This window comes from Salmonella sp. SJTUF14076 (assembly GCF_015534835.1).
GTDB lineage: Bacteria > Pseudomonadota > Gammaproteobacteria > Enterobacterales > Enterobacteriaceae > Salmonella > Salmonella enterica.
Genome location: NZ_CP064674.1, coordinates 603,325 through 628,509, shown reverse-complemented (window position 1 = coordinate 628,509; position 25,185 = coordinate 603,325). Strand labels below are relative to the sequence as shown.

The following is a 25,185-nucleotide window of genomic DNA, read 5'->3' as shown; positions in this document are numbered from 1 at the left end:
TTACTCAAATTTTTTGAAAAAATTTGGCAATTTTCCTTGCTAACAATTCCTGCACGCCACGTTTATGATTCTCTCCAGCGATAACAATGACGCGCTAAACCGCGCCATTGCTCATGAAAATAGCAGCCGCCGCCGAATCGGCCTCCTGGAGAATAAAATGAAAAAATTAGAAGATGTTGGTGTACTGATAGCGCGTATTTTAATGCCAGTTCTGTTTATTACTGCAGGATGGGGAAAAATTAGCGGCTATGCGGGCACACAACAGTATATGGAAGCGATGGGCGTACCAGGATTCCTGCTGCCGCTCACCATACTGCTTGAGTTCGGCGGCGGTCTGGCGATTCTGCTGGGGTTCCTCACCCGCACCACTGCGCTTTTCACCGCTGGTTTTACGTTGCTGACGGCATTGATCTTCCATAGCAATTTTGCAGAAGGTGTAAACTCGCTGATGTTTATGAAAAACCTGACCATTGCCGGCGGATTCTTATTACTGGCGTTAACCGGGCCTGGCGCGTTCAGCCTTGACCGTCTGCTGAATAAAAAGTGGTAAGCAATCTATACTCAATTAAAAAAGCGAGGGAATAGCGCCTCGCTTTTGTTATCTGAAGGAGAGAGACATGGGACAACTGATCGATGGCGTCTGGCACGATACCTGGTATGACACCAAATCTTCCGGGGGGAAATTTCAGCGTTCAGCGTCGGCTTTCCGCAACTGGCTTACCGCTGACGGCGCGCCCGGACCTTCCGGCGAAGGCGGATTCGCCGCAGAAAAAGATCGTTACCATCTGTACGTTTCCCTTGCCTGCCCCTGGGCGCATCGCACGCTCATTTTCCGTAAACTGAAAGGTCTGGAGCCGTTTATTCCGGTTTCTGTCGTGAATCCATTGATGCTGGAAAACGGCTGGACGTTTGATGATACTTTTCCGGCGGCCACCGGCGATACCCTCTATCAGCATGAATTTCTCTACCAGTTGTATCTGCACGCCGATCCACACTACAGCGGCCGCGTCACCGTACCGGTCTTATGGGATAAAAAAAATCATACTATCGTCAGCAACGAGTCCGCCGAAATCATTCGTATGTTTAACTCCGCCTTCGATGGGCTGGGCGCTAAAGCCGGGGATTACTATCCCCCCGCGCTGCAAAGCAAAATTGACGAGTTAAACGGCTGGATTTATGACAACGTTAATAACGGCGTTTATAAAGCAGGCTTCGCCACCAGCCAGCAAGCGTATGATGAAGCGGTAGACAAGGTATTTACTGCGCTGGCGCGCCTGGAACAGATTCTCGGACAGCACCGCTATCTGACGGGCGACCAGTTGACCGAGGCGGATATCCGCTTATGGACGACCCTGGTACGCTTTGATCCGGTTTACGTAACTCATTTCAAATGCGACAAATACCGAATCAGCGACTACCTGAATCTGTACGGTTTCCTGCGCGATATCTATCAAATACCGGGCATTGCTGAAACCGTTAATCTTGATCATATTCGTCACCACTATTTCCGTAGCCATAAAACGATTAACCCCACAGGTATCATTTCTATCGGACCGTGGCAGGATCTGCTCGAACCTCACGGGCGCGACGTGCGCTTTGGCTAATTTCAGGCGTCCTCCGGGACGCCTTATTAATAAATACCACAAATATTTACCAACATTTCATTCGCGGCTATTCTTAGTTTGATTACTTTAAAAACAAGTGATTGAACCATTATTGAGGCGAAAATGGATTGGTATTTAAAGGTTTTAAAAAATTATCTGGGATTTGGCGGCCGCGCGCGACGCAAAGAGTACTGGATGTTTATTCTGGTCAATATCATCTTTACCTTTGTGTTGGGCCTGCTGGACGCCATGCTTGGCTGGCAACGCGCCGGGGGTGAAGGCGTTCTGACCACCATTTACGGCGTTCTGATCTTTTTACCGTGGTGGGCCGTGCAGTTCCGTCGTCTGCATGACACTGACCGCTCCGCATGGTGGCTACTGTTGCTACTTATCCCCATTATCGGCTGGCTTATCATCATCGCGTTCAACTGCCAGAATGGTACGCCGGGCGACAACCGCTTCGGCCCCGATCCGAAACGTTTTTCCTGATGGCGGCGCGGCGCCGCTTTTAAAGCGCCGCGCGCTATTTATTTTCCGGAGAATAGCTTAGGTATTTCCCGCAGGCACCAGGCTTTTGCCTCCCCCATACTGTCGCGCCGCCAGGCCATAATAATATCGATTTCGCTGGTCGATTCCGGGCTGACCACGCGTAGCCGCCCTTCGGCAATATCCTGTTCCACCATCGAATATGGCATAGTCGCGACGCCAAGCCCGGCCAGCAGCGCCTGACGTTTATCTTCAATCGTGCTTACCGTCAGACGTGGCTGCTTATCCAGCAGTTGCACCGTTAATACCGGCCGCTCGCGCGCGGTATCCGCTACCGCTACGCCGCGGTATTTAACCCGCGTCACTTCCGAAAGCGGCTCCGGCTCCTGATGAATAGGATGGTCAGGCGCGGCGACATACACATTCATAAGCGTATACAACTTACGGGAGTTAATTTCCGACGACGATCGAAAATGCATATCCGGAGCGATGACGATATCCGCCCGTCCCTGCTCAAGCCGCTCCCATGCGCCAGCCAGTACTTCGGTAATCAATGAAAGCTGCGTATTGGCTTTAGCGGCCAGCCGGTCGATCAGCGGAAAAAAAGCAGGCGTTGGTACCAGAGCTTCAGTGACCAGCGTCAGATGCGTTTCCCAACCGCGGGCCAACGCTTCAGCATCCGTCGTTAACTTGTCTGCCGCTTCCAGCAATACCCGCCCGCGTTCCAGCAGCATACGTCCGACGTTGGTGAATTTTGTACGATGGCCGGAGCGATCGAACAGTACAACGTCCAACTCTTCTTCCAGCTTCTGCATGGTGTAACTCAGCGCGGAGGGCACCCGCCCCAACTCATCAGCCGCTGCGGCAAAACTGCCCCGACGGTCAATGGCGTCCATCACACGCAATGCTTCAAGCGTCAGCGCTCTCTCTTTAGCCATAACGTTCTCATTCAGGAAATTTGAACATACCGGGCAGAATATCTGGCTAACAATGCAGCGTCCAGCCCCTTAACATAAAAGGAAGTAAAGAGAGGTTAATAACGATGATTACGACCCGAACCGCCAAACAATGTGGACAGGCAGACTATGGATGGTTACAGGCCCGCTATACCTTCTCCTTTGGACACTACTTCGACCCTACACTGCTGGGCTACGCGTCGTTGCGCGTACTGAACCAGGAAGTGCTGGCGCCGGGCGCCTCTTTTCAGCCTCGAACTTATCCAAAGGTGGATATTTTAAACCTGATTCTGGACGGCGAAGCGGAATACCGCGACAGCGACGGCAACCATGTACAGGCTAAAGCGGGCGAAGCGTTGCTGCTCGCCGCGCAGCCGGGCATTAGCTACAGCGAACATAATCTCAGCAAAGTTAAGCCGTTAACCCGAATGCAACTGTGGCTTGACGCCTGTCCTGAACGGGAAAACGCGCTGGTACAAAAAATCCCACTCCTGGCGGCGCAACAACAGCTTCTTGCCTCGCCCGACGGTGAGCAAAACAGCTTACAACTGCGCCAACAGGTCTGGGTACATCATATTACGCTGGAGAAAGGCGAATCGCTTAACTTCCAGCTTCACGGGCCGCGCGCCTATTTGCAGTCGATTCACGGTACGTTCCACGCGATGACGCACAACGAAGAACGCGAGACATTAACCTGCGGAGATGGCGCATTTATTCGTGATGAACCTAACATTACGCTGGTTGCCGATACGCCGCTGCGCGCATTACTGGTAGATTTACCGGTGTAGCCAGCCAGAAAAGGAGTCGCAAGATGAGCAAAAAATCGGCGAAGAAACGTCAGCCCGTGGTAAAACCTGCCGTACAGGAGGCGATGAGCGCCACTGTGCCGCTGGGCTATGAAGAGATGCTAACCGAACTGGAAGCCATCGTGGCGGACGCCGAAGCCCGGCTGGCAGAAGAAGAGGCCGCAGCCTGAAATCATGCCGGATGGCGGCGCAAGCGCCCGCTCCGGCTGATAACAGGTAGACCCGATAAGCGCAGCGCCATCGGGCAACACGCTGCCCCGACGTCATGCCGGGGCGTGATTATTAATGCGCTTTACTGGCCATAATCTCGATGATCTGCTTGTCGGTCTGCTGCATTGAGCGACACGCCAGCGAACACAAATTCGCAATAGATTGTTCGACATTGTGCGCCACAATCCCTTCGTTTCCGGTCACCGCCGTATCATCCAACGCCATCAGTACGGCTTTCCACGCCGCCGACGCGCTGGTAGAGACTTTCATCGCGCAGCTATTCGACGCGCCATCGCAAATCATCCCGCTGACATCACCAATCATACTGCTGATAGCCATTGCGATAGTGTCGTAACGACCATCTATCAGCCACGCCATACCCGCTGCCGCGCCCATCGCCGCCGTAGTTGCCGCGCACAGCGCCGACAAACGCGGAAGCTGATGGTGAATATAGATAGCGCTCAAATGCGATAACATTAGCGCGCGCGCCAGGCGTTCGTCATCGGCGCCGACATGTTCAGCAACCACCATGACTGGCACCGTGGCGGTAATCCCCTGGTTGCCGGAGCCGGAGTTGCTCATCGCGGGCAACGTGGCGCCGCCCATTCTGGCGTCTGACGCCGCGCTGGTACGGATCAAAATCGCCGTGGAGAGATCTTTCGCCAGCAGACCGCGATCGCACTGTTTGGCCAGCGTCGAACCGATATGCAGCCCCCAGGAACCACGCAGTCCCTCCTGCGACAACGCGCCGTTTAGCCTGGCCGCATCGAGAATAAAGCGAATAGCGTCAAAGGGCACCGCATTCACAAACGCCAGGATCTCTTCCAGCGAGGTATGAGACAGCACTCCCAGTGGCGAGGTTTTTTCTTCTTCCTGCGCATTATCGGCCTGGGTAAATACCACGCCCTTGTCGGTTTCTATCCGCACAATGTTTGTATGATCGCCGACGATCGTGACACATGCCCAGCTATCGCCGCTATACACTTTCGCCCGTGAAAACAGGATATCGTTACATGGCTCCTGCAACATCACTGCGACATGTCCGGCGGCCAGCATCGCTTTTGCATCGGCAACGGCTTTAGCGGAAGCGTCTTTTAACACCTCCAACCCGGCTTTCGCATCACCGCCCAACGCGCCAAGCGCCGCGGCGATCGGTAGCCCTACCATTCCCGTTCCTGGAACGGTAACGCCCATACCATTTTTCATCAGATTAGGCGAAACCCACGCGTCAATGCGTTCAACTGTGCCGTCAAGTTCAGCCGCCGCCGCCGCTGCCGCCAGCGCCAGTGAAATTGGCTCAGTACACCCCAGCGCCGGTTTTACTTCTTCCTGTACGGCCAGGATAAAACTTTGCCACAATGGATTTATTTTAGATTCAAACATAACAACAACCTTAATCTCAGGTATATCAAGAGAATGCCAGGAACGGAGAAACGCATAGCAGCAGACCGGTAATAATAATCAGGTACAACGAAGCGCCTTTATATTTGTGCAATGCGGGAACCTTGTAGACCAACCATGCCGGAATTAAACAGCCCACCATACCGAAGATAGGGCTACAAATAGAGGTGAAGCTCAGTACCGGCGCATTGAGCACAATGGCGCTCCAGGCCAGCAAAATAGCGAAAATCATAATGCCGCGCTGTACCAGATTTTCCTTAATCTTCTCGGCGGGCATTTTGCGGCGCAGGATATTCATCACAATGCCTTGCGTCGCTTCGCGGAATCCTAAATAAACGCCAAAGAAGGCGGTCATGACGGCAAAGATGTTCAGAATTACGCTAACCACTTTGACCCAGCCAGCGCCATCGCCGCTAATAAATTGCGCGGCGATCGCCAGGGCGGAAATATTCTGCTCGTAGGCTTTCACCGCTTCGTCATGCCCCATCGCCAGGGTGAAGGAAACCGCATAGAAAAAGACGGTAACGAACAGGACGCCAAACGCGATATTCATGGCACGCAGCGCTTTATGACGTGCGACCTCAATAGATTTTTCGCGTGAACGGTAAGAGATCACCATTGGGCTTAACGTCTGGATAAATAAAATCGAGGTCAGCGTAAATGGCAGGGTAATAATGGCGTTTTTAATCAGCAGGGCCATCGGCGGCAGCGCGCCAATGTTATACAGATGCCACATACCCACCATAGAGACGCCCAGCGCCGCCACTACCAGTAGCTTGGTCAGCACCATGCCGGTGGAGATTTTGAACAGTAATTTTTCACCGCGTGAGGAAATCGCCACCAGGATGCAGATCAGCACCAGACCATAAAATGGACTATCGGAAAGCAATCCTTCCGTTACGCCGAAAGTATGCAGATAAGAGGCGCTGTCGTTAGTAATCGCCGTAGAATAGACGAACATCCAGATGACGAGCATCACAAAGTACAGCGCGCCTAATAAAATACCCCAGTTTTTGCCCAGATAGCCGCTGATCACGCTGGGGTAGTCTTTACATTCCGGGGATTCCGCCAGCGTATTAATAAACAGCCGCTGGAACAGGTACATGGCCGGATAACCAATAATAGAAGAGAGTAAAAAGACCCAAAGTCCCATCAGGCCAACCTGGACAGGAAGAAAAACGATCCCTGCGCCGATCGCCATCCCGATACTCATAATGACCCAGCCGGTGTCGGTACTATCAAATTTGATGGCTTCACGCCATTCGCTTTCTGTCATCCCTGCCCGACGCGCCGGGGCTGATGCGTCGAGGATTACGCTGGTATTACTTGCCGATTCCATAAAATTCTCGCTCAATGTGTAGGTAGAGGTTTTTTTTATTTTTCGTGCCGCAGCAAGGCGATATGCAGAACGTGAGGTGCAGGTACTTTCTTGTAATAAGAAAATCATACGCGCACGATAAGAGAAAAACTTACCAATAAAACGCCTGCATTTCTTGTGGGTTAAGAATTATTTTCTATTTACTATTTATTTAATATTGTTATTTTCTCTATTTGACGCGTATCACAACAAAAAAGGGCGCACTTTGGTGCGCCCTTTTCTCAGCTTCTGTCTTCTGCGTTATCCCATAGCCTGCTCACTCTGCGCCTGTCGGGCCTATCCACAAACGACTTTAATCGCCAGACCGCCGCGCGACGTCTCGCGATATTTGTCGTTCATGTCTTTACCCGTTTCGTACATGGTTTCGATCACTTTATCGAGCGAAACCCGCGGCTCAGAGGTACGGCGTAGCGCCATTCGCGCCGCATTTACCGCTTTAACGGCGTTAATCGCATTACGTTCAATACAAGGGATTTGCACCTGACCCGCCACCGGGTCACAGGTGAGGCCAAGGTTATGCTCCATCGCAATTTCCGCCGCAATACAGACCTGCGCCGGGCTGCCGCCCAGCAGTTCTGTCAGCCCCGCCGCCGCCATCGAACACGCGACGCCAACCTCGCCCTGACACCCCACTTCCGCGCCGGATATCGAGGCGTTCATCTTGTACAGCATGCCAATTGCCCCCGCCGACAGCAGATAACGGGCGATAGAGTTGGCATTGACCGGACGACGGAATTTGTCGTAATAGGCCAGCACCGCGGGAATAATGCCGCACGCGCCGTTGGTCGGCGCGGTGACCACTCGCCCACCCGCCGCGTTCTCTTCGCTCACGGCCAGGGCGAACATGTTAATCCAGTCGATGACGTTCATCGGATCGCGGGAGAGATTATCGCTGGAAACCAGCAGACGCCGTAACGCTACCGCGCGGCGTGGAACGTTCAGCGGCCCCGGCAACACGCCCTCAGTATTCATGCCACGTTCAATTCCGGTCGCCATCACTTGCCAGATGCGGGCAAAGCCAGCGTCAATCTGCTCTTTGCTCCGCAACGCCAGTTCATTTTGCATCATCAGGCCGGAAACCGAGAGCCCCTGCCTTTCACATAGCGTCAACAGTTCGCTGGCGGAATGAAAATCATACGGCACCGATTTTTCTACGTCGTGCGACTGGCCAAAGCGTTCCTCTTCGACAATAAAGCCGCCGCCAATAGAGTAATACGTTTTGTGTAAAAGCGGCGTTTGTCCGTGCCAGGCGGTAATACGCATACCGTTTTCATGGCGCGCCAGGGTTTCAGCGTGAAAGAAAATACTGTCGGCGACGGGAAAATCCACCACATGCGCGCCACCCGCCACCGATAAACGGCTGCTGCGGGCAACCTCCTGGATAAACGCCGGAATGCTATCAATATTGACATCCTGCGGCGTATTGCCCGCCAGGCCCATAATGACGGCGGTATCGGTCGCGTGGCCTTTGCCCGTCAGCGATAGCGATCCGTAAAGATCAACCGTGATGCGCGTCGTTCGCGGCAGGTCGCCGCTGTCGATCAGCCGATCGATAAAACATTTTCCTGCATTCATTGGCCCTACGGTATGGGAGCTTGAAGGTCCAATGCCAATCTTAAAAATATCAAATGCGCTAATCATATCTCCCCCTAAGATTACCGTTCAGTGAAGATCCGTCGCGGGGCGATCCACACGATCGCCCCGTTCACGTTACATCGCCTGAGTAAAGGTGCGCGAAATAACGTCCTGTTGCTGCTCACGAGTCAGCGCATTGAAGCGCACGGCATAGCCGGAAACGCGGATCGTCAGGTTCGGGTAGTTTTCCGGATGTTCAATCGCATCCAGCAACATTTCACGGTTCATCACATTGACGTTCAGATGCTGCCCGCCTTCTACTTGTGCTTCATGATGGAAATAGCCGTCCAGCAGGCCGACCAGATTGGTTTTCCGCACCGCATCTTCTTTCCCGAGCGCCGCAGGCACAATCGAGAAGGTGTACGAAATACCGTCTTTGGCGTAGGTAAACGGCAGTTTCGCCACCGACGTCAGCGAGGCCACCGCCCCTTTGCGGTCACGACCATGCATCGGGTTCGCCCCCGGCGCGAACGGCGTTCCGGCGCGGCGTCCATCCGGCGTATTGCCGGTCTTCTGCCCGTACACGACGTTCGAGGTGATGGTCAAAATGGACTGCGTCGGCACCGCATTGCGATACGTCGGCAACACGCTAATTTTTTGCATAAAGCGTTTCACCAGGTCGCAGGCGATGCTGTCCACGCGCTCATCGTTGTTGCCGTACTGCGGATACTCGCCTTCAATAGCAAAGTCGATGGCAAGGCCGTTTTCGTCGCGGATCGGCTTCACCTGAGCGTACCTGATGGCGGACAGGGAATCCGCCGCCACCGACAGTCCGGCGATGCCGCACGCCATCGTCCGATACACATCACGGTCGTGCAGCGCCATCAGCGAAGCTTCATAGCTGTACTTATCGTGCATGTAGTGAATGATGTTCAGCGCGCTGATGTACTGCACCGCTAGCCAGTCCATAAAATGGTCGAGGCTCTCCATTACCGCGTCATAATCCAGCACCTCATCCGTTAACGGCGCGGTTTTCGGCCCAACCTGGATTTTCAGTTTCTCGTCAACGCCGCCATTGATAGCGTACAGCAACGTTTTGGCAAGGTTGGCGCGCGCGCCGAAGAACTGCATCTGCTTACCGATGACCATCGGGCTGACGCAACAAGCGATGGCGTAATCGTCGCTGTTAAAGTCGGTACGCATTAAATCGTCGTTTTCATACTGCAAAGATGAGGTCACGATGGAGACCTGCGCAGCATATTTTTTGAATGCCACCGGCAACGCTTCAGACCACAGTATGGTCAGGTTCGGCTCCGGCGCTGGCCCCATCGTGTGCAGGGTATGCAGATAACGGAAGGAGTTCTTCGTCACCAGCGTGCGGCCATCGAGCCCCATCCCGCCAATAACTTCGGTGGCCCAGATCGGATCGCCGGAAAAGAGCGAATCAAATTCCGGCGTGCGCAGGAAGCGCACCATGCGGATCTTCATGATGAAATGGTCGATCAGTTCTTGCGCCTGCTGCTCTGTCAGAAGGCCCGCGTTGAAATCGCGCTCAATGTAGATATCAAGGAACGAGGCGGTTCTTCCCAGCGACATTGCACCGCCATTTTGCGATTTTACCGCCGCCAGATAAGCGAAGTAGAGCCACTGTACCGCTTCCTGCGCGTTTCGCGCCGGGCGGGAGATATCGTAGCCGTATTTCGCCGCCATCTCCTGCATTTGCAGCAGCGCGCGACGATGCTCCGCCAACTCCTCACGCAGGCGAATCGTCGCCTCAAGATTCTGTCCCTGCTCCAGATTCGACTGCAGATCGGCGAATTGCAGCTCGCGTTCGCGCACCAGATAACGGATGCCATACAGCGCGACGCGACGATAATCGCCAATAATGCGCCCGCGACCATAACCATCCGGCAAACCGGTTAATACGCCGGATTTACGGCAGCGCAGCATATCCGGCGAGTAAACATCGAATACGCCCTGATTATGGGTTTTCCGCAGGTCGGTAAAGGTATATTCAAAATCGGCGTCCATTTCGCGGCCATAAGCGTGGAATGAACTTTTGATCATGTTAACGCCGCCAAACGGATGCAAAGCGCGTTTAAGCGGCTTATCCGTTTGTAAACCGACGATTTTTTCCAGCTCTTTTTCAATATATCCCGCATCGTGCGCGGTAATCGTCGTCGCGATATTAGTATCGAAATCCACCGGCGCATGGGTCGCGTTCTCGATACGTATTCCCGCCATCACCTTTTCCCACAACGCCGTGGTCGCTGGCGTCGCGTCGGCGAGAAAAGATTCATCCCCCTCATAGGGCGTATAGTTATGCTGAATAAAATCACGGACATTAATTTCTTCTTTCCAGTCCGTACCTTTAAAATCACGCCATGCTTCGGCATACAGCATATCGCTGGTATCGATATTTACCTTCATGAAAAATAATCTCTCTACAGAACAGCCGTTAAGTTATGCAAATTCCACTGGTGCTTTCACGTTGCCTAAATGGGTAATGACTCCAACTTATTGATAGTGTTTTATGTTCAGATAATGCCCGATGACTTTGTCATGCAGCTCCACCGATTTTGAGAACGACAGCGACTTCCGTCCCAGCCGTGCCAGGTGCTGCCTCAGATTCAGGTTATGCCGCTCAATTCGCTGCGTATATCGCTTGCTGATTACGTGCAGCTTTCCCTTCAGGCGGGATTCATACAGCGGCCAGCCATCCGTCATCCATATCACCACGTCAAAGGGTGACAGCAGGCTCATAAGACGCCCCAGCGTCGCCATAGTGCGTTCACCGAATACGTGCGCAACAACCGTCTTCCGGAGCCTGTCATACGCGTAAAACAGCCAGCGCTGGCGCGATTTAGCCCCGACGTATCCCCACTGTTCGTCCATTTCCGCGCAGACGATGACGTCACTGCCCGGCTGTATGCGCGAGGTTACCGACTGCGGCCTGAGTTTTTTAAATGGCGGAAAATCGTGTTGAGGCCAACGCCCATAATGCGGGCGGTTGCCCGGCATCCAACGCCATTCATGGCCATATCAATGATTTTCTGGTGCGTACCGGGTTGAGAAGCGGTGTAAGTGAACTGCAGTTGCCATGTTTTACGGCAGTGAGAGCAGAGATAGCGCTGATGTCCGGCGGTGCTTTTGCCGTTACGCACCACCCCGTCAGTAGCTGAACAGGAGGGACAGCTGATAGAAACAGAAGCCACTGGAGCACCTCAAAAACACCATCATACACTAAATCAGTAAGTTGGCAGCATCACCGCCTAAATGAATGGCATCAAGGGCAATCATTTTCTCTTCATTCGTGGGAATAACAGCGCAAATAACCTGAGAAGGGTTAGCGGAAATAATGCGCTCGCCGTGAGAATTCGGCTGCTTATTCATTTCAACGTCTAACGTAAGCCCCAGTACGCCCAGATGTTCAATTACCAACTGGCGAATTAATACTGAATTTTCACCAATACCACCGGTAAAAATAATGCCATCCAACCGATGTAACGATGCCGCGTGTCCGGCAATATGACGGGCGATACGGTGGACAAACGTTTTTATCGCTAACCGGGCGCGCTCATGTCCTTCGTGCCAGGCTTTTTCCAGGACTCTAAGGTCGGATGACAAACCGGAGATGCCGAGCAAACCGGACTCTTTATTCACCACTCGCTCCAGATCGCTCAACGTCTGCCCGGTTTCTTTGGCTATCCACGCCATCGCGCCGAAATCAACGTCGCCGCTGCGAGTGCCCATCATCAGCCCCTCAAGCGGCGTCATCCCCATTGAGGTATCCACGCTCTGACCATTGCGTACCGCGCAGATAGACGCCCCATTGCCCAGATGCGCGACAATCAGACCCGAGTTTTTTTCATCGAGGTCAAGCAGTTCATACGCGCGCCGCGAAACATAGCGATGCGACGTACCGTGAAAGCCGTAGCGACGCACACCCAGGCTGGAAAAATATTCCCACGGCAATCCGTATAAATAGGCTTCCGGCGCCAGCGTCTGGTGGAAACTGGTATCAAATACCGCCACCTGACGCACGGCCGGGAAAAGGCGCCGCGCCGCGTCAATGCCGCTTAAATTAGCGTAATTATGCAGCGGCGCTAAAGGTGATACCCGACGAATATTATCGATAATCTCATCGGTAATAATGACGGACTGCGTAAATAGCTCTCCACCGTGCGCGATACGGTGACCAATTAATGCCACGCTATCCGTTAAATCACGTTTTTCCAGCTCAAAGGCAATGGCTTTTAACGCGTCCTCATAATTAGAGTGCGAGAGATTTATCGGCTTATCGCCATTAATAGATAAAAAGGCGTTTTCAGTATTCATTCCATCTGCTATTCCCGCCATTAAAACATCACAGGTAGCGACATCCAGTACAGAGAATTTGATAGAAGATGATCCGCAATTAATGACCAGAACGACCGGAAATTCATTCATGTAGTGCCTCCGTCGATGTCAGCCTGCGTCCACGCCCTGGGGCGGAACGCAGGCTAAACGTGAGGATTAGAACAATTTGTAGACAATATTCAGGATGGTCAGCAGACCAATCAGGGTGACGAACACGTTATCCAGACGACCACGGTACTTCGCCAGCGACGGCGCTTTACGAATGGCGTACATCGGCAGCAGGCATAACAGCGAGGCGATAATCGGCGCGCCCATCGCTTCAATCAGGTCCAGAATGTTCGGGTTTGCGTAAGCTACGACCCAGGTAGACCCCATAATGAAGATCATGCTGATGGTGTTAAGCTTGCCCATAGAGACTTTGGTTTTATCGCCTTTATAACCGAATTTCAGCACCAGGCCGTTCAGCCCTTCCAGCGTCCCCAGGTAGTGACCGAAGAAAGATTTGAAAATAGCAACCAGCGCGATGATAGACGCGCCATACTCCAGCACCGTTGCAAAAGTAGATTTTGTCCCCGACAAAGAGGCGAAATGGTTGGCCAGGTAGGAAAGTACCGGAATGTTCTGCGCTTTCGCATCCGCCATGTTCTGTGGAGAGAGCGTAAACAGGCAGCTAAAGGCGAAGAACATCACCACGGCGACCATCAGCATACTGGCGCGCGAGATGATCTGTGAACATTTACGCTCGGTAAATTCGCGGCCAAACTCTTTCTCATACTCTTCCCGCTTAGACACCACGAAGGAAGAGACGATGGGCGAAAAGTTAAAGGAGAACACCATGATAGAGATGCCCAGCCACACCGTAACCAGTATGCCATCGTGCCCGGTCAGCGCGATATTACTGAGATCAACCTGATCGATAACCGCCGAGTTCCAGTAAGGAATCAGCGATAATGAGATTAGCACCAGGCTGGCGATAAACGGCCATACCAGGTAACTCATCACCTTAACCATCAGATCTTTACCAAACCAGATCACAAAGGCCATCAGCAGCAGCAAGAACAGCGCCACGAAACCGCGATTCAACGCTGGCATCTGCAACTGGTTTTCCCAAAACGTCATGAACGTGTTAGTGATGGTGACGCCATAAATCCACAGCAGCGGACAAATCGCAAAGAAGTAAAGGAACGTGATAACTACCCCGCCCGTTTTACCAAAGTGCTCTTCGACCGTTTCCGTAATATTGCCGGACGGATTAGATCCGGATAAACACAGACGTGCCAGCGCCCGGTGACAATAGAACGCAATGGGGTAAGCTAAAACCAGCATCAGCAGAATGGGGATAAGCCCGCCAAACCCGGCGCGGATAGGGAAAAACAGCACCCCGGCGCCAATGGCGGTACCAAATAAACCCAGCGTCCACGTCGTGTCCGATTTACGCCATGACGACTGTTTTGCCTGGCTGGATACAATGCTATCAGTAGTACTCATATCCTATCCTCACGAAAAGATTAAGCGTCAACTAAACCCGTAATTTGTGATACCCGAGAAAGATCGATATTGCCGCCAGAAATAATACTGACCGTTTTTCTGTTCTGAATATGGCTATCTAATTTCCCACTTAATAGTGCAGCGCAGGCCAGAGCGCCAGCGCCTTCAGTAATAACCTTATTGCGCTGAATTAAAGCGATCATGCTGTTACGAATTTCATCTTCGCTAACCAGGACAATGTCATCGACTAATTCACGAACGATTTCATAGGTTAAATTACCCGGGCGGGAGACATCACAACCATCCGCTAGGGTGCCGGTCGTTCGGTGCGTGGTTATTTCGCCAGCGTAATAAGACGCCGCCATACCGTGAACATTTTCGGCCTGTACGCCGATAACTTTAATGGTCGGGTTAATCGATTTAATCGCAATGGCAATACCTGCAATTAAACCACCGCCGCCAATAGGCACGATGACATTATCGACATCGTACAGATCTTCCATAATTTCCAGACCAATAGTGCCCTGCCCGGCAATGACTTTTGGATCGTCGTAAGGCGGAATAAAAATGCGGCCTTCGGTTTCGACAATTTCACTCACCTTAGCAATGGTGTCATTGAAGTTGTCACCGTGGAGCACCACTTCCGCCGAATAATCACAGGTGGCCGCCACTTTTGACTTTGGCGCGCCCTTCGGCATCACAACTTTGCCGTCAATACCCAGCATTGCGCAAGAAAGAGAAACGCCCTGTGCATGATTACCTGCGGAACAGGCCACGACGCCTTTACGTTTTTCCGCCTCCGTTAACGAGCTAAGTTTGTTAAAAGCGCCACGAATTTTAAATGAACCCGTACGCTGCATATTTTCAAACTTGAGAAATATTTCGCCTTTGCAACGTTCACTAAAATAGTTAGAGCGAGGCATTCCCGTTTTATATATCTTCCCCGCCAGTCTTTTTTTCGCTTCGAGGATATCTTCAATTGCAACCGGGAGATCGTATGTAATGTGCATTATAACCTCTTAACCTGGGTATTAAAAATAAGTTACCGTTGCCCACTGTTCAAAAGAAACAGGTGACGTCAATTTCGCTAAATATGTTTATTCCATATCATTCAATTTCTATTAACTGCCTGCGTCTGCATCCATTATATGATGAATATTGTTTAGCCAATTCTACTAATACTGAAGCGGCTTTTTTGATACGATAATTTTTAGACCATACCGCCGCATAACGTGCGACGGGTAACGTGTCTTTGATTGGTATCGTGATAAATTCATTAGAGCCAAAAGGCGTGGTCATATCGCAGGGAATAACAGTTAAGAAATCAGCATTGAGAACAAGATTATATATTGTGACAACGGAATCTGTTTTAACAATGTTTTCGATGCTGATGCCATTTCGTTGTAGAGTGGTGAGTAATTCGCTGTAGTAGCCCATATTCGTTTGCGGCAACACCCACTGTTCGTCTTTTAACGATTCCAGTGTGATGGTGCCGGTGCATGTTCGGGACTTGCTGGCTACCAGGACAAACTCTGATTCAAACAGCGGCTCGACATGCAGATCCTGTAGTTGCATTTCATTACTGAGCGTACCGATAGCAAAGTCCAGCCGCCCGTCGCGCAGGGCCGGCAGGAATGAAGAGAGCTGGGCTTCGTACATGGATACCTGCGCTTTTGGAAAGACCTCTTTGAACTTATGAATCATATCGGACATGAAGGTAAAGCCAATCAGCGAAGGAAAGCCAAACGAGACGTCGACAACGGTATTGCACGTCATACTGTTCATCTCGTTGATCATGTTTTTCATTTCGCGGGTGATAGATTCAGACCAGGAAAGCAGTACCTGTCCCGCTTCGGTCAACGTAACGCCGGTATTTTTGCGTACAATTAGCTCAACGCCAAAATAGGCCTCAACATCGCTAATGATTTTACTGACGGCGGGTTGGGTTAACCCTAACGATTTTGCGGCAGAACCGATAGAACCACTTCTAATGACTTCCTGAAAGACCACCAAATGCTGTGTTTTAGGGAGAACAAGAGTATTCATATCTACCGCTCTGAAATAACATTGTGAACGGCAGGAAGTGTAGCAAATTAAATCTTAAAGGTTATGTGCGACCACTCACAAATTAACTTGCCGCAATTTTTACATGGTCTTTATTAAATAAAGAAAACCTATTACTTCAATGAGTTACAAAAATAAGACGGTAACTTAGCCTGATTTCAATCAAAAAATAGGGTCGGGATAACGATATATTATGGCGATAACCAGCCTATTTTATCTCCTATTTTCGACATCCCATGAAGACGATATTTCAATCAATTATGGGACATTTTATCGACAATTCCAGCGTTAAATTTAAAACGTAATTTCTCAAATTTAAGTATAAACCGAAGGTAAATGCGCTTAAAAACCGTTACGCGTCACATTTTTTTACCTTATTTGTTTGTAAAGAAACATTTAATAAAATTTTAACCAAAATATTTCATACATTTAATTTTCATTTACAACAAATAATTTACACCGCTTTCTTGCTGTTTTTCAGGATGTAATTTTGTGAAAGAAATCGATTGCTTTTCACTTCAACTAAAAATAGCGCAATACATAGCGTTTTGTGTTTCTCATCACAAAAACGAATAATATTATGTCACCACGGCTGTCAATTAATTGCCGGATGGTGACGCTGGCGTCTTCTGCAACCTCTGTACCCTTCACCGGCCTGATAAGCAAAAACCCGCCGAAGCGGATTTTATGAAGAGGTGAAACTGACCGATAAGCCGCTTTCTTTTGGGTATAGCGTCGTGGACAGTCATTCATCCTGTCGCCCTGTAAAAGCAAAAACCCGCCAGCTTACACGGACGGGTTTTATGAAGAGGTGAAACTGACCGATAAGCCGCTTTCTTTTGGGTATAGTGTCGTGGACAGTCATTCATCCTGCCGCCCTGTAAAAGCAAAAACCCGCCGAAGCGGGTTTTATGAAGAAGTGAAACTGACCGATAAGCCGGGTTCTGTCGTGGACAGTCATTCATCTAGGCCAGCAATCGCTCACTGGCTCAAGCAGCCTACCCGGGTTCAGTACGGGCCGTACCTTATGAACCCCTATTTGGCCTTGCTCCGGGTGGAGTTTACCGTGCCACGGACTGTTACCAGCCGCGCGGTGCGCTCTTACCGCACCCTTTCACCCTTACCTGATCCCACTTGCGTGGGCCATCGGCGGTTTGCTCTCTGTTGCACTGGTCGTGGGTTTCCCCCCCAGGCGTTACCTGGCACCCTGCCCTATGGAGCCCGGACTTTCCTCCCCTCCGCCCGTCTCCCCGAAAGGACGACGACGAAGCGGCGACTGTCTGGTCAGCTTCGGCGCGCAGTATAGAGGGTTCGCGCGACTTTGTCACCCTGCGCTGCGCATTCCTATCGCCAGAGCGGCAGCAACATTTCTGGATGCCCGATAAATATTGTCAAAAGCGCCCCGAAAAGCCTCCTCCAGCGTCACGATGCGCGTGAGTACGCTAAAGACAGCGTCGATGCCATAGTGATGCACTATCCCTACATCGTGCGTCAGGCTGCCGGCAATGCCAATCACTGGTTTATGATATTTTTTCGCCACATTCGCGACGCCAATCGGCACTTTACCGCGAATACTTTGGCTATCAATCCGCCCTTCTCCCGTCACCACCAGCGTACAGTCGTGGATATGCTCCTCCAGGTTCAGTGCCGCCGTAACAATTTCGATCCCGCTGCGTAATTCCGCACCGAGAAAAGCCATTAACGCCGCCCCCATACCGCCTGCCGCGCCTGCGCCGGGCGCCGCCTTTACGTCGACATTCAGCGATTTTTTTATGATGTCGGCATAGTGAGCAAGATTTCTGTCCAGCTCAACAATGTTCTCTTCGGTCGCGCCTTTCTGCGGCCCAAAAATTCGTGATGCGCCGTTGTCGCCGATCAGAGGATTAGAGACATCGCAAGCGACACGAATAGCGCAGAGTTTTAAACGGGGATCGAGCTCTGAAATATCAATGTCGCTTAGACAATGAAGGCTTCCGCCACCGTAACCGATATCCGCGCCGTTTGCATCGCGCAGTTTTGCGCCCAGCGCCTGCATCATCCCCGCGCCGCCGTCATTTGTCGCGCTGCCGCCAATGCCGATAATGATATTGCTTGCGCCGCTTTCCAGCGCCTGCAATATCAGCTCCCCCGTTCCCCGCGAGGTAGTAATCAAAGGGTTGCGTTTTTCTGGCGGAACCAGCGCCAGTCCGCTGGCCGCCGCCATTTCAATAAAGGCGGTGTGGCCGTCGCCGGACATTCCCCAGCAGGCTTTCACTTTTTCACCCAACGGCCCGGTCACCCATGCGGTGCGTTCAACGCCCTGCGTCGCGGCAATCATGGCTTCGACCGTTCCTTCGCCGCCATCGGCAACCGGAACAGAGACATATTGCGCATCGGGGAAAATTTCCCGAAATCCTTTTTCTATCGCCTGCGCTACCTCGGCGGCAGAAAGGCTTTCTTTGTAGGAGTCGGGGGCAATTACGATTTTCATAGTGGTAGCCTGTTACTGCACAACGCCGGATGGCGTTTCACTTATCCAGCCTGAAATTCAGGCCCGGATCGCTACACGCCATCCGGGCACAACGTCGTTAGCGAGTGACTTCCACTTTCGCCAGTTTTTCGTAGTAGCACGCCAGCGCGCTATGGTCGTCATTACCGTGTCCATCCGCGCGTAACGCCTGCATCATTTCCATAACGGCGGCGGTCAGCGGGAGCTGCGCGCCAACGCCGTGGGAGGTATCCAGCGCATTCGCCAGATCTTTAATGTGCAGATCGATACGGAAACCTGGCTTAAAGTTTCGGTCCATGACCATCGGCGCTTTCGCATCCAGTACCGTACTGCCAGCCAGACCGCCGCGAATCGCCTGATAGACCAGATCCGGGTTGACGCCCGCTTTAGTCGCCAGCGTCAGCGCTTCAGACATGGCGGCGATATTCAACGCCACGATTACCTGGTTAGCCAGTTTTGTGACGTTGCCTGCGCCGATATCGCCGGTATGCACCACGGAACCCGCCATCGCTTTCATCAGGTCGTAGTACTTGTCGAAAATGGCTTTATCGCCCCCCACCATCACCGACAGCGTGCCATCAATCGCCTTCGGCTCGCCGCCGCTGACCGGCGCATCCAACATCTCAACGCCCTTCGCCTTCAGCGCATCGCTGATTTCACGGCTTGCCAGCGGCGCGATAGAACTCATATCAATCAATACGGTTCCCGGCTTCGCGCCTTCGATGATACCGTTCTCGCCCAGCGCAACCTCTTTCACATGCGGAGAGTTAGGCAGCATCGTGATGATGACGTCACACTGTTCAGCGATCGCCTTCGCCGTAGAGGCCGTTTCCGCGCCTGCGGCAATGACGTCAGCAATCGCTTCAGGATTACGATCGGACACCACCAGCGAATACCCTGCTTTCAGTAAGTTTTTGCTCATGGGCTTACCCATGATGCCTAAGCCAATAAAGCCAACTTTCATCGTCATAGCGTTCTCTCTTTCCATACCAGGATTATTTTTTAAAGGTGTCGGCAAGCTTCTGCGTGCTGGCGCGGAATGCGCCTAAATCGCTGCCAACGGCGACAAAGGTCGCGCCCCATTCCAGATAACGGCGGGCATCCGCCTCTACCGGCGCCAGAATGCCGCACGGTTTACCGTGCGCTTTAGCGCGGGCGAAAATATGTTGAATCGTCTGCTGCACGTCAGGGTGAGAAGCATTGCCGAGATGACCCAGCGCGGCGGCCAAATCGCTTGGGCCGACAAAAATGCCATCAACGCCTTCCGTTGCGGCGATGGCATCAACATTGTCAACACCCAACTGGCTTTCGATTTGAACAATAATGGTGATGTTTTTGTTCGACTGCGCAAAGTAATCAGGCACCGTACCGAACATATTCGCGCGGTGAGAAACGGAGACGCCGCGAATGCCTTCCGGCGGGTAACGCGTCGAGGCGACGGCGCGAGCCGCTTCCTCTTGCGTTTCAACAAAGGGGATCAGGAAGTTATAAAACCCAATATCCAGCATCCGTTTGATAATGACCGGTTCATTGGTTGGCACACGTACCACAGGCGCGCTGGCGCTGCCTTTCAATGCCATTAGCTGCGGAATTAAGGTGGTCACATCGTTCGGCGCATGTTCGCCATCCAGCACCAGCCAGTCAAATCCCGCCAGACCGAGAACTTCGGTGGTGATTGGGCTTGCCAGTGCAGACCAGCAGCCAATCTGCACCTGTTGCGCCGCTAGCGCCGCTTTAAACTTATTCGGGAAAATAGCGTTATTCATCGCTTATACCTTCGCTTATTTCTTTAATTCTCTACATGTGATGCCGCCACCATAACTTATAGCAACGACAATAAAATGCTTATCTGAAATCAGAATGGGTCTCCGCATTCTATTTCTAATGTGGTACACATCCTGTAGCACAATATACCGTTCTGATATCTTTATCGTCTTTTATTATTATCATGGTATTTTCAAATAACTCGTCAGATACACTGAATTCGCCATTCAGTATAAACAGCCTATGGCGGATAATCATTGTGCAAACGCTCATTAAAAAGGGATTATTTAACGCTTATTTTTGAGCATACGCCCATGATACTGGGCGCTAATGCACACATTTACGCTTTACCCGGCCTACATAAAAAATTTCATAATTTGCGGTGATCTGGATCACATTCTTATATTTATACTCCTGTCATTCTTATTTCATTATGCATGAACTTTATTTCTTATATTGAGATTTAACGATTTAACCATAACCAAAATAGATAATCCTATTTCTATCATCCAGGCTGGAGAATGTTGAACAATGGCCAATATCGAAATTCGCCAGGAATCGCCATCGGCGTTTTATATAAAAGTACATGAAACCGATAATGTCGCAATTATTGTTAATGACCACGGTCTTAAAGCCGGAACACGTTTTCCGGATGGCCTGGAACTGACTGAACATATTCCGCAAGGCCATAAAGTTGCTCTGACGGATATCCCCGCTCACGGCGAAATCATCCGTTATGGCGAAGTCATCGGTTATGCGGTACGCGACATCCCGCGCGGAAGCTGGATCGACGAGTCGCTGGTTGAACTGCCAAAAGCGCCGCCGCTGAATACGCTACCGCTGGCGACCAAAGTACCGGAACCGCTGCCGCCGCTGGAAGGCTATACGTTTGAGGGCTATCGTAACGCCGATGGCAGCGTCGGCACCAAAAATCTGCTTGGCATTACCACCAGCGTGCACTGTGTGGCGGGCGTGGTCGATTATGTGGTGAAAGTGATTGAGCGCGATCTCCTGCCCAAATACCCGAATGTCGATGGCGTTGTAGGGCTAAACCATCTGTACGGCTGCGGCGTGGCAATCAACGCGCCGGCGGCGGTCGTGCCGATTCGCACGATTCATAATATCGCGCTCAACCCCAATTTTGGCGGCGAAGTGATGGTGATTGGCCTCGGTTGCGAAAAACTGCAGCCGGAACGGCTGCTGGAAGGCACCGAGGATGTTCCCGCCATCGCCGTTGAAAGCGCCAGTATTGTGCGTTTACAGGACGAGCAGCATGTCGGCTTTAAATCAATGGTCGACGATATTTTGCGGGTCGCCGAACGCCATCTGACGAAACTGAACCAGCGCCAGCGCGAAACCTGCCCGGCCTCCGAGCTGGTCGTCGGGATGCAATGCGGCGGCAGCGATGCGTTTTCTGGCGTCACGGCAAACCCGGCGGTGGGTTATGCTTCCGATCTGCTGGTACGCTGCGGCGCGACCGTCATGTTCTCGGAGGTCACCGAAGTGCGCGATGCCATTCATCTTCTGACGCCGCGCGCCATCAACGAAGCCGTGGGTAAACGCCTACTGGATGAAATGGCCTGGTACGATAACTACCTTGATATGGGGAAAACCGATCGCAGCGCTAACCCGTCCCCCGGCAACAAAAAAGGCGGCCTGGCGAACGTCGTGGAAAAAGCGCTGGGCTCTATCGCTAAATCGGGTAAGAGCGCCATTGTCGAAGTATTGTCGCCGGGCCAGCGCCCCACCAAACGCGGCCTGATTTACGCCGCGACGCCCGCCAGCGATTTCGTCTGCGGCACGCAGCAGGTCGCTTCCGGCATTACCGTACAGGTCTTTACCACCGGACGCGGCACGCCGTACGGGCTGATGGCGGTGCCGGTCATTAAAATGGCGACGCGTACCGAGCTGGCGAACCGCTGGTATGACTTAATGGATATCAATGCAGGCACCATCGCCACGGGTGAAGAGACAATCGAAGATGTGGGCTGGAAGCTGTTTCACTTTATTCTCGATGTCGCCAGCGGCCGGAAAAAGACTTTCTCAGATCAATGGGGATTGCATAACCAGCTGGCAGTGTTTAACCCCGCACCTGTGACCTGATCCAGGCGGCGCTATTATCCGACCAGGGTATAACCGCATAATCTGTAGACCGGGTAAGCGCCAGCGCTACCCGGTATTTTTTCGCCCTTAGTCTGTAGCCTGAAGTATGTCTGCCCGACATGCTTTTTTTATGTCTTACTTTCGATAACTTCCATTTTATTTCGAAACTTTCATTTATCAGATCAAAATCACAAAAAAACATTCCGAAAGCCTATAAATTCTTTCAAAGAAAACAAACGAAAGATTTCGGAGGAAGGATGTTTATCATTTCAGGCAGAACAATGCTAAAGAAGGCGCAGCAGGAAGGTTATGCTGTGCCGGCGTTTAACATCCACAACCTGGAGACATTGCAAGTGGTGGTGGAAACCGCCGCAGAATTGCGCTCTCCGCTGATTGTCGCCGGTACGCCAGGCACCTTTAGCTACGCAGGCGTCGGTAATATCGTGGCCATCGCCGCAGAACTGGCGAAAAGCTGGAACCATCCTCTCGCGGTACATCTCGATCATCATGAAAAACTGGCCGACATCAAAATGAAAGTCGCCGCCGGGGTACGCTCGGTCATGATCGACGGGTCGCATTTCCCCTTTGCCGACAATATTGCGCTGGTGAAAAGTGTGGTTGATTACTGTCATCGCTACGATGTCAGCGTTGAAGCTGAACTTGGGCGTCTCGGCGGGCAGGAAGACGATCTTATCGTTGACGGTAAAGATGCGCTTTATACCCATCCGGAACAGGCCCGGGAATTTGTAGAAAAAACGGGTATCGACTCGTTAGCCATTGCTATCGGCACCGCTCACGGCCTCTACACCGCTGAACCAAAACTTGATTTTGAACGACTGACGGAAATTCGTCAGCGGGTTGATGTCCCCTTAGTCCTTCACGGCGCCTCTGGCCTGCCGACCCGCGATATTACCCGCGCTATTTCGCTGGGCATCTGCAAAGTTAACGTCGCGACCGAGCTTAAAATCGCCTTTTCCGGCGCGCTTAAAAACTATTTAACGCAACACGCAGAGGCCAGCGATCCCCGCCATTACATGATCCCGGCGAAAGCGGCCATGAAAGAGGTTGTACGTAAAGTGATTGCCGACTGCGGTTGTGAAGGGAAGCTCTAAAGCCCCCGGATTTAGCACGGCAAAGGGCGTTTTCATAGCTGGATCACGAAAGCCATTATTATCCTTTGCCTTCAAACCAAAAATATTATGAAGATAAACAAAAGATATCGGAGCCAGAAGTGAAAGAAATAATTTCTCGTCACAAAACAGGAGAACAGATAGGGATCTGTTCCGTATGTTCAGCACACCCGCTGGTGATTGAATCCGCATTACGTTTTGATCTGAATAGCGGGAACAAAGTTCTGATCGAAGCGACCTCTAACCAGGTTAATCAGTTTGGCGGTTATACCGGCATGAAACCGGCTGACTTTCGTGATTTTGTCTATGGCATCGCCCAGGAAGTGGGATTTCCACGAGAACGGCTTATTTTAGGCGGCGATCACCTGGGACCTAACTGCTGGCAAAACGAACCTGCAGATACGGCGATGGAAAAATCCGTCGAACTCATTAAGGCTTACGTCGCTGCCGGGTTTAGCAAAATCCATCTTGATGCCTCTATGTCCTGCGCTGACGACCCGACGCCGCTGGACCCAATGGTTGTCGCTAAACGCGCCGCCCTGCTTTGCCAGGCAGCGGAAACGACGGCGACCGACGAACAAAAACGCCATTTAACCTATGTTATCGGCACTGAAGTTCCGGTTCCGGGCGGGGAAGCCAGCGCCATTAACGCCGTGCATGTTACCCGCGAACAGGATGCGGCCCGCACGCTGCAAACGCATCAGGCTGCTTTTCGCGCCCTGGGGCTGGATGAGGCATTGAACCGGGTTATCGCGATTGTCGTACAGCCGGGCGTTGAATTTGATCATACACAGATTATCCACTATCAACCGCAGGCCGCTAAAGCGCTTTCCGACTGGATAAAAGAAACGCCGATGGTCTATGAAGCGCATTCGACTGATTATCAGACGCGACAGGCCTACCGTGCGCTGGTACGCGATCATTACGCTATTCTGAAGGTCGGCCCGGCGCTCACTTTCGCGCTGCGCGAAGCCATTTTCGCACTTGCGCAAATGGAAAACGAGCTGATCTCCCCGGAACAACGTAGTCGGGTACTGGAGGTCATTGATGAAGTTATGCTAAACGAACCGGGCTACTGGAAAAAATACTACCGTCCAACCTGGAGCCAGGCGATGGTCGACATTCACTTTAGTTTGTCTGACCGTATTCGCTATTACTGGCCGCACCCGCGTATTCGTCAAAGCGTAGAGAAGTTAATCGCCAATCTGAATAACGTCACATTGCCGCTGGGATTAATTAGCCAGTTTATGCCCGTACAGTTTGAACGCCTGTCTGAGGGCGTGCTCCCCCCCACGCCGCATAACCTGATTATTGACAAAATTCAGGATGTTCTGCGCGCTTATCGCTTCGGTTGCACGCCGGATGTCGCCTGA

21 protein-coding genes and 1 other RNA gene are annotated in these 25,185 nt (G+C 51.9%); 8 read left to right on the top strand and 14 right to left on the bottom strand.

The features are described 5' to 3' along the window. Window positions 1-157 precede the first annotated feature (157 nt). The 3 genes from HU143_RS03005 (at window position 158) to HU143_RS02995 (ending at window position 2,093) form a co-directional block, all read left to right on the top strand. Window positions 158-550: a DoxX family protein gene (locus HU143_RS03005; protein ID WP_001592732.1), complete on the top strand. Its 393-nt coding sequence runs from the start codon at window positions 158-160 to the stop codon at window positions 548-550. 67 nt (window positions 551-617) lie between these two features. Beyond that, window positions 618-1,604 carry a glutathione S-transferase family protein gene (locus HU143_RS03000; protein WP_000531159.1) on the top strand — a complete coding sequence of 329 codons (987 nt, stop codon included), beginning with the start codon at window positions 618-620 and terminating at the stop codon, window positions 1,602-1,604. Between the two features lie 123 nt (window positions 1,605-1,727). Further along, window positions 1,728-2,093, top strand: coding sequence for a DUF805 domain-containing protein (locus HU143_RS02995; RefSeq protein ID WP_000384139.1), 366 nt, complete (start codon window positions 1,728-1,730; stop codon window positions 2,091-2,093). 38 nt (window positions 2,094-2,131) lie between these two features. Here HU143_RS02995 and yhaJ read toward each other — a convergent pair whose 3' ends face one another. Beyond that, the gene (yhaJ, locus tag HU143_RS02990; RefSeq protein ID WP_023226579.1) at window positions 2,132-3,028 is read right to left on the bottom strand and encodes a DNA-binding transcriptional regulator YhaJ; all 897 of its coding nucleotides are present in this window, start codon (window positions 3,026-3,028) and stop codon (window positions 2,132-2,134) included. A 104-nt stretch (window positions 3,029-3,132) separates the two neighbouring features. On the opposite strand from yhaJ, the gene HU143_RS02985 reads away from it, so the two are divergent. Together HU143_RS02985 and HU143_RS02980 are read left to right on the top strand one after the other, a co-directional pair. After that, window positions 3,133-3,834, top strand: a complete 702-nt coding sequence (locus tag HU143_RS02985; RefSeq protein ID WP_023202747.1) for a pirin family protein — start codon at window positions 3,133-3,135, stop codon at window positions 3,832-3,834. Window positions 3,835-3,857: 23 nt separating this feature from the next. Continuing rightward, complete coding sequence (locus HU143_RS02980; RefSeq protein WP_000039326.1) at window positions 3,858-4,022, top strand: hypothetical protein; 165 nt, start codon at window positions 3,858-3,860, stop codon at window positions 4,020-4,022. A 112-nt stretch (window positions 4,023-4,134) separates the two neighbouring features. Here HU143_RS02980 and HU143_RS02975 read toward each other — a convergent pair whose 3' ends face one another. The 13 genes from HU143_RS02975 to garL all read right to left on the bottom strand — a co-directional run bounded on the left by HU143_RS02975 (window position 4,135) and on the right by garL (window position 20,581). Further along, window positions 4,135-5,445: a serine dehydratase subunit alpha family protein gene (locus HU143_RS02975; RefSeq protein ID WP_000463070.1), complete on the bottom strand. Its 1,311-nt coding sequence runs from the start codon at window positions 5,443-5,445 to the stop codon at window positions 4,135-4,137. 25 nt (window positions 5,446-5,470) lie between these two features. Further along, complete coding sequence (locus HU143_RS02970; RefSeq protein WP_000443189.1) at window positions 5,471-6,802, bottom strand: amino acid permease; 1,332 nt, start codon at window positions 6,800-6,802, stop codon at window positions 5,471-5,473. A 315-nt stretch (window positions 6,803-7,117) separates the two neighbouring features. Beyond that, a complete protein-coding gene (gene tdcG / locus HU143_RS02965; protein WP_000622079.1) occupies window positions 7,118-8,482 on the bottom strand; it encodes an L-serine ammonia-lyase in 1,365 nt (454 codons plus the stop codon). 69 nt (window positions 8,483-8,551) lie between these two features. Then, entirely contained in the window at window positions 8,552-10,846 is a 2,295-nt protein-coding gene (gene pflB / locus HU143_RS02960) for a formate C-acetyltransferase (protein ID WP_000867323.1), read from the bottom strand. Between the two features lie 87 nt (window positions 10,847-10,933). Next, a protein-coding gene (locus tag HU143_RS02955; RefSeq protein ID WP_095033700.1) for an IS1-like element IS1B family transposase occupies window positions 10,934-11,631 on the bottom strand; the annotation gives its coding sequence in 2 pieces (ribosomal slippage) (window positions 10,934-11,382 and window positions 11,382-11,631; 699 coding nt in all). Window positions 11,632-11,659: 28 nt separating this feature from the next. Beyond that, a complete protein-coding gene (gene tdcD / locus HU143_RS02950) occupies window positions 11,660-12,865 on the bottom strand; it encodes a propionate kinase (RefSeq protein ID WP_195184460.1) in 1,206 nt (401 codons plus the stop codon). A 66-nt stretch (window positions 12,866-12,931) separates the two neighbouring features. Next, complete coding sequence (gene tdcC / locus HU143_RS02945) at window positions 12,932-14,263, bottom strand: threonine/serine transporter TdcC (RefSeq protein ID WP_000108129.1); 1,332 nt, start codon at window positions 14,261-14,263, stop codon at window positions 12,932-12,934. Window positions 14,264-14,283: 20 nt separating this feature from the next. After that, the gene (tdcB, locus tag HU143_RS02940; protein WP_000548368.1) at window positions 14,284-15,273 is read right to left on the bottom strand and encodes a bifunctional threonine ammonia-lyase/L-serine ammonia-lyase TdcB; all 990 of its coding nucleotides are present in this window, start codon (window positions 15,271-15,273) and stop codon (window positions 14,284-14,286) included. A gap of 97 nt (window positions 15,274-15,370) precedes the next feature. Beyond that, window positions 15,371-16,309: a transcriptional regulator TdcA gene (tdcA, locus tag HU143_RS02935; protein WP_023226580.1), complete on the bottom strand. Its 939-nt coding sequence runs from the start codon at window positions 16,307-16,309 to the stop codon at window positions 15,371-15,373. A 935-nt stretch (window positions 16,310-17,244) separates the two neighbouring features. Continuing rightward, window positions 17,245-17,619, bottom strand: an RNA gene (gene rnpB / locus HU143_RS02930) — RNase P RNA component class A. A gap of 32 nt (window positions 17,620-17,651) precedes the next feature. Then, entirely contained in the window at window positions 17,652-18,797 is a 1,146-nt protein-coding gene (gene garK / locus HU143_RS02925) for a glycerate 2-kinase (RefSeq protein WP_023226581.1), read from the bottom strand. Between the two features lie 97 nt (window positions 18,798-18,894). Continuing rightward, window positions 18,895-19,785, bottom strand: a complete 891-nt coding sequence (gene garR / locus HU143_RS02920; protein ID WP_000178106.1) for a 2-hydroxy-3-oxopropionate reductase — start codon at window positions 19,783-19,785, stop codon at window positions 18,895-18,897. A 25-nt stretch (window positions 19,786-19,810) separates the two neighbouring features. Then, on the bottom strand, window positions 19,811-20,581 hold the full coding sequence (gene garL, locus HU143_RS02915; protein WP_001057715.1) for a 2-dehydro-3-deoxyglucarate aldolase: 771 nt from the start codon (window positions 20,579-20,581) through the stop codon (window positions 19,811-19,813). 529 nt (window positions 20,582-21,110) lie between these two features. Between garL and garD the strand changes: the two genes are divergently transcribed. From garD to gatZ, 3 genes are all read left to right on the top strand, one after another. Next, entirely contained in the window at window positions 21,111-22,682 is a 1,572-nt protein-coding gene (gene garD / locus HU143_RS02910; protein ID WP_001273723.1) for a galactarate dehydratase, read from the top strand. A 257-nt stretch (window positions 22,683-22,939) separates the two neighbouring features. After that, window positions 22,940-23,794 (top strand): tagatose bisphosphate family class II aldolase, encoded by an 855-nt coding sequence (locus tag HU143_RS02905; RefSeq protein WP_000469979.1) that lies wholly within the window; start codon window positions 22,940-22,942, stop codon window positions 23,792-23,794. A 119-nt stretch (window positions 23,795-23,913) separates the two neighbouring features. Continuing rightward, entirely contained in the window at window positions 23,914-25,185 is a 1,272-nt protein-coding gene (gene gatZ / locus HU143_RS02900) for a tagatose-bisphosphate aldolase subunit GatZ (protein ID WP_023226582.1), read from the top strand.